The sequence below is a fragment of the uncultured Microscilla sp. genome (assembly GCF_947493425.1).
Lineage (GTDB): Bacteria > Bacteroidota > Bacteroidia > Cytophagales > Microscillaceae > Microscilla.
On record NZ_CANLRP010000242.1, the window covers coordinates 1 to 9,856 of the forward strand.

Consider the following 9,856-nt stretch of genomic DNA (forward strand, 5'->3'; position numbering starts at 1 on the left):
AAAGAAAGCTAGTTGGGATGATGAGTACTTGATGAATATTTTAGGGCTTTACGTTCGCCAATAGTGCGTTTAACCTAAAAAATAGATATGAAATACGCAACACTAGATACCTCTCGTGACCCAGTAATGATTTTACACTTTACTGGCGAAGAGCCCACCGAAGAAAGCTTTGACGATTATTTGAATCTGTACCTGAGTGCAGTACAGCAAAAGAAAGGTAGAGGGGTGGTAATGGAAGCAAAAAAAGTGGGTTTTGTACCCGCGAAATATCGAATCAAACAAGGCAAGTTTTTGAAGAAACACGAAACGCTCTTGAAAAAAAATATAGCAGGCATTGCGTTTGTCTTCAAGTCGATGATTACCCGTTTTATGATCACTGCCGTATTTGTCATTAAAAAACCTCCATTTCCTTATTACCTTACCGGAGACTTAGATGATGCTGTTCAGTGGGTGCAACAAAAGGTAAAAGAACAACAAAACCAGGAAGAAACGCTTTAAGCAGGCATTTTGAAACCATAAAATGCAGAGTAAAATAACCAAAAAGCAAAACATACCAAAGCAGCACCAGCAATTTTATTTACCCTATCCAGTACTTTTTCGGTCAAATATCCCCTGATATAGTTGGCAAGGTAAGCCTTGAGCAAGTCAGTAACAAACACGGTAGTAATGGCTCCGGCAAAAAAACTAAACATTTCATTGCTTTTGAGGTGGTTATTAAATGCCACTGCCCCTATCCAAAATAAATACACTGATGGGTTGAGTACGTTTAACAAAAAACCCTCGATAGCAAGACGATAACCTTGGGCTTTTTTACTGATGCTATTTTCAGTTTCTGCACGTCTTTTTACTTTTTTAAAAAAAGGAAACAAACCAAATATCAACATCATAGAACCACCCACAATGCCCAAATAAAACTGAAATTCTTTGGTTTCGGCTAGTTGCGCCACACCTACCGCTACCAGTGCTATCACAAAAGACTCACTTACAGCAATGCCGAGTGCCATCCAAGCTCCCGATGTAAAACCACGTTCGATACTTACTCGCAGCAGGGCAAAAAAAACAGGACCGATTAATAGTGCTAGTGTGACACCATAAAGTACCCCTTGTAAATATATCATACAACAAAGTTAGTTGTTTGCAACTTTAAATATCAAGTTTGTGTAAGAAATGCTCGCTCTCATTTGTTCAATTTTTGCATAACTGGCTAACTTTCATTCCTTTATTACAAAATAAAAATCCCTCTGATTGTATATCAGAGGGACAGGTAAGGTGCACTTTCAAAAAGTACAATTAATTACATACGGTGTTATACAGTGGTGCGATAATGTTGGTTCAGGTAGCTTTCCCACTCTTGGTATTGGTTGCTCTTCAGCACCCTGGGAAACTTATTTTGTCCGCCTTCTTTCCCCTTCATTTTCATCCAGTTAAGAAAAACATCTGTAGGTAAAGTTTCTACATAAATCTCTTTCAAAGCGGCTGAACGCTCTACCGCATAATCATCGTTTAATTCTTTCAGCTTATTGTCAATCTTAGATTTGAGTACATCCAGATCAACCTTGTCGTTGGTGCCTATGTACCACTTGTGGGCAAACAGGTTTTCGTGAGGAATACCAGCTACAGTAAACTCTTTTACATCAATATTACACTCATTGGCTACCAACTCAACGGCTTTATTCATATTGTCAACCGACAGGTGCTCTCCACATAAGCTCAAAAAATGCTTAGTACGACCTGTAATAATCATCTCGCTTTTTTCGCGGTTGGTCAAACGAACAGTGTCACCAATAAGGTAGCGCCAGGCACCTGCACAACTTGAAAGCAACAAAGCATAGTCTTTGTTTTCTTCAATTTCATGAATCATGTACGTTTTGGGGTTGCGAATCAACTCTCCATTAGCGTTGAAGTTGTCTTCGGTAAAGGGTACAAATTCATAAAACAAGCCGTTGTTTAGGACAAAACGCATGTTACTGTTGGGGTGAGTCTGAAAAGCTACAAACCCCTCAGAGGCCAAATAGGTTTCTATGTAGGTAATGGGTTGCCCCAATAACTTTTGAAACCCTTTTTTGTAAGGTTCAAAAGATACCCCTCCATGAGTGTATACCATCAGGTTTGGCCATATTTCGTGAATGTGGTTCAGGTTATGACGTTCAATGATTTTTTCCATCATAATCTGAATCCAGGCAGGTACGCCCACTACAAAGCCCACATCCCATTTAGGTGCTTTTTCGGCTATTTCATCTAGCTTGCTATTCCAGTCAGTTTTTTTAGCAATCTTCTTTCCTGGCTTATAAAAATGCTGAAACCAAAAAGGAATCTGACTCGCTGTAATTCCACTGAGGTCGCCCTCAAAAAATGCCCCTTTACGGTTAAGGTGGGTACTGCCTCCAAGCATTACCATACCTTTGCCATAGAGTTTGCTTGGCAAGTCTTTGAAGTTAGACAGAGAAAGAATTTGACGAATACTTGTGCGGTGAATTGCCTTCACCATTGCTTTTGTAACAGGAATATGTTTAGATGAAGAGCCTGAGGTTCCAGAGCTAAGCGCAAAGTATTTGACTGGGCCTTTCCAGCAAACATCTTTTTCACCTTTACGGGCACGGTGCCACCATTCATTATAAATAGTGTCATAGTCAAACGTTGGAACACTCTCTCGGTAAGCTTCATAAAAACTTAAATCATCACCTTTGGAATTATGGATCGCATGAATGATGTCCTTAAAATTGTAATGGGTACCAAAAGCAGTTTGTTTAGCAGAAGAGAGTAGTTGAAGAAGTTGTTTTTTTTGAAGATCAAAAGGTGTCTTTTTTTCTTGCTCTATACTTTTTCTTAACTTTATACCCTCTTTGAGCAATTTACCTAATATTGGCATATGCTTACAGTTTGTTGAACAGTACAAAAGTATAAGTTTTTTTGACCTTTATATCAAAAAAACTAAATAATTATATAAAAAACTTAAATAGTTACATTAATTACGTTTACCTAATATGAATATTGCCCAAAACATTGAAAAGATTAACACAAAACTTACACCTACTAACACAAAACTAGTAGCCGTAAGTAAAACCAAACCTGCCGAAATGATCCAGCAGGCTTATGACACTGGCTGGCGCAGGTTTGGTGAGAATAAGGTGCAGGAAATGGTAGAAAAACATGAAGCATTGCCCAAAGACATTGAGTGGCACCTGATAGGACATTTGCAAAGCAATAAGGTAAAATATATTGCACCGTTTGTGTCGCTTGTGCATGGGGTAGACAAAGCAAAACTCTTAAAAGAAGTGGATAAACAAGCTGCTAAGTGTGACCGGGTGATTAATTGTCTTTTACAACTACACATTGCTCAGGAAGACACCAAATTTGGGTTGTCATTTGCCGAAGCTAGAGATATTTTGGCTTCTGAAGAGTTTGTTGCCATGAAAAATGTGTGTGTGGTAGGCGTCATGGGAATGGCTACTTTCACCGATGACAAAACCCAGATAAGAAACGAGTTTAGAAGCCTTAAAATCTTTTTTGATGAGATAAAAACCGAGTTTAACCACTTGCCGAATGTTGATTTACAGGAAGTGTCGATGGGGATGAGTGGCGACTATGAGATAGCCATAGAAGAAGGCAGTACAATGGTGCGGGTAGGAAGCGCTATTTTTGGAAGCAGGGTTTATAGTAATCAATAAGGTTTTAAAACAAAACATAATCCTTGAACTGGTGGCTCGAAATTTTCATACCACCAGTAGCCTATGCTCATTTATTTATTACCTTTCTTTTTTAGTTTGCCTGCCCAGGCGCGTATTGTATCGTTTCGTTTATTTACTATGCTTCTGCGTGCATCATTTGCAAGAGCTTCTGCCACATTATTGCCAATAATGACAACATATCCACCCGATGAGGCTTCAAGTAATTGGCTACCCACGATGTTGTTATTTTGTACATCTATCAACCAAAACCATACTTGATAATGGGCAGGTTTTGTAATACTGGTTTTATCACCTTTCCCAGGAGTAAACGATTTGACACGAGAAACACAAATGTATTTGAGACTATGTAGTTTGTTAACATAAAACGCATGTTGCTCGACAGTAAATTTATTTTCTGCAAATGGATGAGGATCAAGTTTTCTCCAGGAGTTGGATGAAAACAAAAACCTTTGTTTCTTCTTCAATTCTATGGCATCTTTACTTCCGTTGGCAACCGAAATAAAATATTTGTAATCTATTCCTTCATACCCTAACACTTCTTTCTTATGTATCGTGTCATAAGTTACAATATCAGCTATAGATCCAATCACAGGTGTGATGAGTTTTTCATCGCCAGCCTTGGGTATAAGAGGTACTGCTTTTTTTAATCGTGCTCTTATCTCCTCTATTTTTTTTAATGTCGTTTCTGAAGGTTTGGAACTACAGGAGTATAAAATAAAAAGAATAAATAGCGAAAAATAAAAAGGTTTGTACATAAGAGCGATTTGTTAAGTTTTGATAATCAGAAGATACTTATTTTTATATAAATTATAAGATAAACTCCGTAATTTTGTGAGGAAGATGACCTTTAAAACTTAAACAAACTATCGCATGCATACTGCCTCTCCTGAAGCTACCCTACAACAGTACTTTGGTTATAAACAATTTCGACCATTACAAAAAGATATAGTAGAAAGAGTACTGGCAGGCAATGATGCCCTTGTGTTGATGCCTACTGGAGGTGGTAAATCGCTTTGTTATCAAGTGCCTGCCTTGATGATGGATGGCATTGCCATAGTAGTCTCACCATTGATAGCCCTTATGCAAGACCAGGTAGAGGCTTTGCAACGCAACGACATAGCAGCCGCTTTTTATAACAGTACCCAAACATCCCGTGAGCAAAGCGAGATAGAGCGCCAGTGTATGGATGGCAAAATCAAGCTCTTGTATGTGTCGCCCGAAAAATTGTTAAGTGGAACTTTTATTGAGTTTCTACAGCGTCTACAAATCAGCTTGTTTGCTATAGATGAAGCCCATTGTATCTCAAGCTGGGGGCACGACTTTCGCCCAGAGTATGCCCAACTAAAAATGCTCAAGAAGGTATTTCCCAGTGTGCCGGTGATAGCCTTGACTGCCACAGCTGATAAGACTACCCGCAATGATATTTTAAAGCAATTGAACCTACAACAGCCGGAAACATTTCTCGCCTCGTTTGACCGTAAAAATATTCGTTTGCATGTATCGCCTGGGCAAAACCGCATCAAGAAAATTATTAAATACCTGGAAACCCGCCCCAACCAATCAGGTATTATTTATTGCTTGAGCCGTAAAAGCACTGAACAAATTGCCCAAAAGTTAAAGGATGCAGGGTTTTCTGCAGACTATTACCACGCTAAAATGGACAGCAACCGTCGGGCTGCTGTGCAGAAAAGTTTTTTGAAAGATGATACGCACATTATTTGCGCCACCATTGCTTTTGGTATGGGAATAGACAAACCCAATGTACGGTTTGTGATTCATTACAATATGCCCAAAAACGTAGAAGGGTACTATCAGGAGATTGGTCGGGCTGGGCGCGATGGACTCAAGAGTGATGCTATTTTGTTTTATAGCTACAGCGATGTAAAAATACTGCGGGAATTTATCCACAATATAGACAATGAAGGTTTCAAAGCCTTGCAGTTTGCTAAACTTGAGCGTATGCTACAGTTTGCTGATGCCGATATTTGCCGACGTCGTATTTTACTCAATTATTTTAATGAAAATCTCCGGCAAGACTGTGGTAACTGTGATGTGTGCCGCAACCCTCCTCAAAAGTTTGATGGAACTATACTTGCCCAAAAAGCTTTGTCGGCTTGCTTGCGCCTTAAGCAGCAAGTCGGCATCAATACCTTGATAGATGTATTGCGAGGGGCGAAAAACCAGCAAATCATAGAAAATGGCTACCATCAGATCAAAACTTTTGGTGCAGGCAACGACGTGAGCTTTCAGGACTGGCGTGATTACTTACAGCAAATGATTAACCTGGGAGTATTTGAGATTGCCTATGACCAAAACCTTGCATTGAAAACTGCAGAGTTGGGCAATCAAATATTGGCAGGAGTCCAAAAACTATTGCTGTCAAAACCCACCGAAAAAACGTTTGCGAAAGCACCTGCCGAACGACCCAAATCGAAAAAAGCAGTGGCAAAAGAAGGGTTGTTTGAGGCCTTAAGAACTTTGCGCAAGCAAATAGCCGATTCGCAGAGTATAGCTCCTCACATTATTTTTAATGATGCTACCTTGACCGAAATGAGCGATAGTCGCCCTTACACCAAGGCTGATTTTTTGGAAGTGTCGGGGGTTACCCAAGCTAAAATGGAGCAGTACGGACAAACTTTTATAAACGAAATAGTACGAGTATCAGTAGCGCAATATCAGGCAGGTGCTACAGTAAAAGGGGCATCACCCCTCACTACTTATCAATTATATACACAAGGGTTGGCGCCTAAGGAGATTGTAGCCGAACGCGCCAAAGCTGAAGGCAAAGCCCTGAATCCGGTGACTGTAGAAGGGCACTTGATTTCATTGTATAAAAAAGGGTATTCAGTAGATTTGATGAGGTTTACAAGCGCTACTGCAGTGAGCGATATCCAACAGGTATTACACCAAGACTTGGGCGAAGATGGTTTCAAGGGCATTCACGAACGTTTTGGAGGCAAGTATTCTTATTTTGAGATTAGAATAGCTAAAGCTTTGTTGGGAGAGTAACGAACAAAAACAAGGGGGGGAGCAATGAACAAACCAGACGAGATGGATAAGAAAATAGGGCAACTATTGGCAAGTGTAGATGCCAAAAATGTAGAACTGGGTTTTCAGCTTTGTCTGACGTTAGGAGGGAGGTATAGTAAAAAAATAGCTTCAAAGTTGAGAATGTATCCGCTTTGGTGCGCAAAATATGGGTTGGAAGAGGCTTATTGTTATCACCTAAAAGAACTAGACTTAAGCAACCAACACTTAGAGGTGCTTCCCCCAGAAATTACCCGATTTACTCATTTAGAAGTGCTTGATTTATCCAATAACCGATTAAGCGCATTGCCCGCTGATATAGGGCAACTTGTTCGTTTGGAATACTTGTGTGTAGATGCCAACTATTTGACTACGTTACCTGACGAAATAGGACAATTGACCAAGCTTAAAGGGCTTTATCTAAGTGAGAACCGTTTGCGAGCGATTCCTGACGCAATCGGGTGTTTAACCCAATTGCAAATAATGAAATTGAACACCAATCAACTAGGCAAGATGCCTGAGCGCATAGGCTGTTTGTCTGCATTGGTCGAGCTGCACTTAAAAGATAATCAGTTAGCAGATTTACCGCTTACTTTGAGTCAACTTATAGCCCTTGAAACACTAGACTTGAGTCATAACCATTTACATACTTTTGCCGAGGCAGTGACAGCCTTAACCTCTTTGATGAAACTAAACCTGGCTCAAAACAATATACATCATATCCCTGAATCTATTCAGCAATTGGCAAGACTGGAGTGGCTTAATTTACGTTTAAATGACCTCAAAGAGTTACCTGCGTCTATACGACAACTACACCATTTACAGTTTTTAGACATAGCAAACAATCACCTTTCTTTGAAAGCAATGAACACTTTGAGGCAAGACTTGCCTATGTGTGATATTTGGTAGTATTATTTTATGAGTATTTTATATATGAACCACCTTACCCAATCAATACCTGGCTTACAATACATTCCAGATTTTATAGATCAAACAACCCAAACTGCTCTGATAGAGGCTATAGACGCTTTACCTTGGTTAACCGACCTTAAGCGAAGGGTGCAACACTATGGTTACAAGTACGATTATAAAAAACGAGCGATTGACGCTTCTATGAAAGTGGGCGAATTACCTGGTTGGGCACAAAAAATAACGCAGCAAGCTTTAGATAAGCAGCTTTTGTCTGAGCACTTTGACCAGGTGATTATCAATGAATACCTGCCAGGGCAGGGCATTGCCAGGCATGTAGACTGCGAGCCTTGTTTTGACCATACCATCATGTCGGTAAGTTTGGGTACAGCCTGTGTCATGCATTTTACCTCATTGGCAGACAAAAACCTGGATGTGCCAGTACTGTTAACTCCTGGAAGCGCCATCTTGCTATCGGGTGATGCGCGTTATCGGTGGCAACACAGCATAAGAGCCAATAAAAGTGAAATGTTTGAAGGGCAAAAAATAGTCAGAGGTCGCAGGGTATCGCTTACGTTTCGCAAGGTGATTATTCAGACATAACTCCCTCTACGGTAACCTTTCTAAAATAACGGCGGTATGGCATCGTTGCTTAAAATCGGACATCGGTGTGAGGCAGCCATTGGCAAACCTGCTGTATATGCATAGGAGGCAATGGATTGTAGCGAATGTCTAAAGCTTTGAGGTGTTGCAATTGTTGAATGCTTTTGGGCAACCTACTCAACTGATTGTTTCTTAACTGTAGCTTTACCAAGCGATGCAAGTTGCCTATTTCACTGGGTAGTGCCTGTAGTAAATTACTGGTAAGATCTAGTTCTCTCATCTGTTGCCATTGTCCTATTTCGGGAGGTAAAACTTGTAGTTGATTACGCACCAATGATACATACTGTAGGTTTTTGAGCTGCCCTATGCTGGTGACGGATAAGTTTTGCAACTGATTGTATTGTAAGTGTAACACTTTTAACTGAAGTAGGTTGCCTAAGCTCTCCGGACAGTTTTTTAGGGCGTTGAACGAAACATCGAGGCTACTTAAATGTGGCAAGTCACCAATAGATTGGGGTAAGTGTGGCATATTGAGGTTGCTTAGCCTAAGTATGTCTATAGCTTGCAAGGGTTCAACCAAGCCCATTTTTAGGCATAAATAGCGTTTGTAGCGTGAGTTTCTCATTTCTTGGTACAACACCTGTGGTACACCTACTCCTTGCATGAGAGTAAAGGCAAGGTATATATTATTTTCATTGTCATTGGTGAGCAAGTAAAACAAGTGTTTTATTTCTTCTACGGAAAGGTTGGTGGTAGCTTGGGGGCGCATGGAATGTAATTTTTGTACTTGAATAGTGGGTAATATGATGTTTTAACGAAAAATACCTGCTTTTTTGTCTAGTAATAATATACTAATGTTATTTTGAATGTTGATATTAATGCCTGTTTATTGGTTTTTGTGCTGGTTTTTTGGTTGTATATTTGGTTTTTTGGTTGTTTTGTGGAATTAAATACTGTAAGTTTTTATTGTTTTTTAGTTAAAAAATGAACTTTTGTTGATATTATATTAAGTGTGATGAAGACCCGTGTTTTGATTAGAATAATACACTTAAGCAAGCTACCTTTGTATTAACAAGTTTTCAAAATAGCAACTAACAAATTGTAATACAGTATTTTATACTACTGTATATAATGAAGAAAATACAAAGGGTTGTGATGATCCTTGAAAAAAATTATCAGGCAAAATACCTTTCACTATAAGTGGAATTAAATGTGGATAAAGAGTTTGCAAATTTGAAAAACTGTATTGCGCGGGAGATTTCAGAGGCGAATTGAATAACTGATTTAGAAAGTCAAAAGTATTTCTTAGCATGAAGCTAAGCCTAACCACAAATAGATTAAATATACATAATATTAATTCAGTTGAGACACGAAGAGACAGACAGCAAAGTGAAGAAGATGTAGAATGGTAAATGGTAGTAAAACTGAAAATGATTTAAAACCCTGGTTCATTGATGAGCCGGGGTTTTTTTATTAAACCCCATTTTGCAGAGGCAAAAAACTTAGATTTTTAGTATATTAGGAATGGTGTAAAAATAAATTTCTATAGTAACCTTAAAACTCTACAGATTATTCGTTACCAAATGAAAACCTGTTTAGGGCATCATTGACTTGTTCTGGAGAGATGT

9 protein-coding genes are annotated in these 9,856 nt (G+C 39.2%); 5 read left to right on the top strand and 4 right to left on the bottom strand.

The annotated features are described in order from the left end of the window. Window positions 1-87: 87 nt before the first annotated feature. Window positions 88-498 (top strand): hypothetical protein, encoded by a 411-nt coding sequence (locus Q0954_RS31080; RefSeq protein WP_299464897.1) that lies wholly within the window; start codon window positions 88-90, stop codon window positions 496-498. Here Q0954_RS31080 and Q0954_RS31085 read toward each other — a convergent pair. Then, on the bottom strand, window positions 495-1,118 hold the full coding sequence (locus Q0954_RS31085; RefSeq protein WP_299464899.1) for a LysE family transporter: 624 nt from the start codon (window positions 1,116-1,118) through the stop codon (window positions 495-497). The two genes, Q0954_RS31080 and Q0954_RS31085, sit on opposite strands and share 4 nt — an antisense overlap. Window positions 1,119-1,306: 188 nt before the next feature. Then, a complete protein-coding gene (locus tag Q0954_RS31090; protein ID WP_299464901.1) occupies window positions 1,307-2,869 on the bottom strand; it encodes a GH3 auxin-responsive promoter family protein in 1,563 nt (520 codons plus the stop codon). A gap of 115 nt (window positions 2,870-2,984) precedes the next feature. Here Q0954_RS31090 and Q0954_RS31095 point away from each other — a divergent pair, with 115 nt between their 5' ends. Then, window positions 2,985-3,668 carry a YggS family pyridoxal phosphate-dependent enzyme gene (locus Q0954_RS31095; protein ID WP_299464903.1) on the top strand — a complete coding sequence of 228 codons (684 nt, stop codon included), beginning with the start codon at window positions 2,985-2,987 and terminating at the stop codon, window positions 3,666-3,668. A 71-nt stretch (window positions 3,669-3,739) separates the two neighbouring features. On the opposite strand, the gene Q0954_RS31100 is transcribed toward Q0954_RS31095, so the two are convergent. Continuing rightward, window positions 3,740-4,444: a hypothetical protein gene (locus Q0954_RS31100; RefSeq protein WP_299464905.1), complete on the bottom strand. Its 705-nt coding sequence runs from the start codon at window positions 4,442-4,444 to the stop codon at window positions 3,740-3,742. 115 nt (window positions 4,445-4,559) lie between these two features. On the opposite strand from Q0954_RS31100, the gene recQ reads away from it, so the two are divergent. The 3 genes from recQ to Q0954_RS31115 are packed head-to-tail and all read left to right on the top strand — an operon-like array spanning window position 4,560 to window position 8,228. Next, the gene (gene recQ, locus Q0954_RS31105) at window positions 4,560-6,698 is read left to right on the top strand and encodes a DNA helicase RecQ (RefSeq protein ID WP_299464908.1); all 2,139 of its coding nucleotides are present in this window, start codon (window positions 4,560-4,562) and stop codon (window positions 6,696-6,698) included. A 24-nt stretch (window positions 6,699-6,722) separates the two neighbouring features. Beyond that, window positions 6,723-7,625, top strand: a complete 903-nt coding sequence (locus tag Q0954_RS31110; RefSeq protein ID WP_299464911.1) for a leucine-rich repeat domain-containing protein — start codon at window positions 6,723-6,725, stop codon at window positions 7,623-7,625. 9 nt (window positions 7,626-7,634) lie between these two features. Continuing rightward, on the top strand, window positions 7,635-8,228 hold the full coding sequence (locus Q0954_RS31115; protein WP_299464914.1) for an alpha-ketoglutarate-dependent dioxygenase AlkB: 594 nt from the start codon (window positions 7,635-7,637) through the stop codon (window positions 8,226-8,228). A gap of 49 nt (window positions 8,229-8,277) precedes the next feature. Here Q0954_RS31115 and Q0954_RS31120 read toward each other — a convergent pair whose 3' ends face one another. Continuing rightward, a complete protein-coding gene (locus Q0954_RS31120; protein WP_299464916.1) occupies window positions 8,278-8,997 on the bottom strand; it encodes a hypothetical protein in 720 nt (239 codons plus the stop codon). Between the last annotated feature and the right edge of the window lie 859 nt (window positions 8,998-9,856).

What these genes read in the sequence shown, in the direction of transcription:
- Q0954_RS31110 (WP_299464911.1), top strand. Translation starts at nt 6,723, where the DNA reads ATGAACAAACCAGACGAGATGGATAAGAAAATAGGGCAACTATTGGCA.
- Q0954_RS31115 (WP_299464914.1), top strand. Translation starts at nt 7,635, where the DNA reads ATGAGTATTTTATATATGAACCACCTTACCCAATCAATACCTGGCTTA.
- Q0954_RS31100 (WP_299464905.1), bottom strand. Translation starts at nt 4,444, where the DNA reads ATGTACAAACCTTTTTATTTTTCGCTATTTATTCTTTTTATTTTATAC.
- Q0954_RS31080 (WP_299464897.1), top strand. Translation starts at nt 88, where the DNA reads ATGAAATACGCAACACTAGATACCTCTCGTGACCCAGTAATGATTTTA.
- Q0954_RS31095 (WP_299464903.1), top strand. Translation starts at nt 2,985, where the DNA reads ATGAATATTGCCCAAAACATTGAAAAGATTAACACAAAACTTACACCT.
- Q0954_RS31120 (WP_299464916.1), bottom strand. Translation starts at nt 8,997, where the DNA reads ATGCGCCCCCAAGCTACCACCAACCTTTCCGTAGAAGAAATAAAACAC.
- Q0954_RS31085 (WP_299464899.1), bottom strand. Translation starts at nt 1,118, where the DNA reads ATGATATATTTACAAGGGGTACTTTATGGTGTCACACTAGCACTATTA.
- Q0954_RS31090 (WP_299464901.1), bottom strand. Translation starts at nt 2,869, where the DNA reads ATGCCAATATTAGGTAAATTGCTCAAAGAGGGTATAAAGTTAAGAAAA.
- recQ (WP_299464908.1), top strand. Translation starts at nt 4,560, where the DNA reads ATGCATACTGCCTCTCCTGAAGCTACCCTACAACAGTACTTTGGTTAT.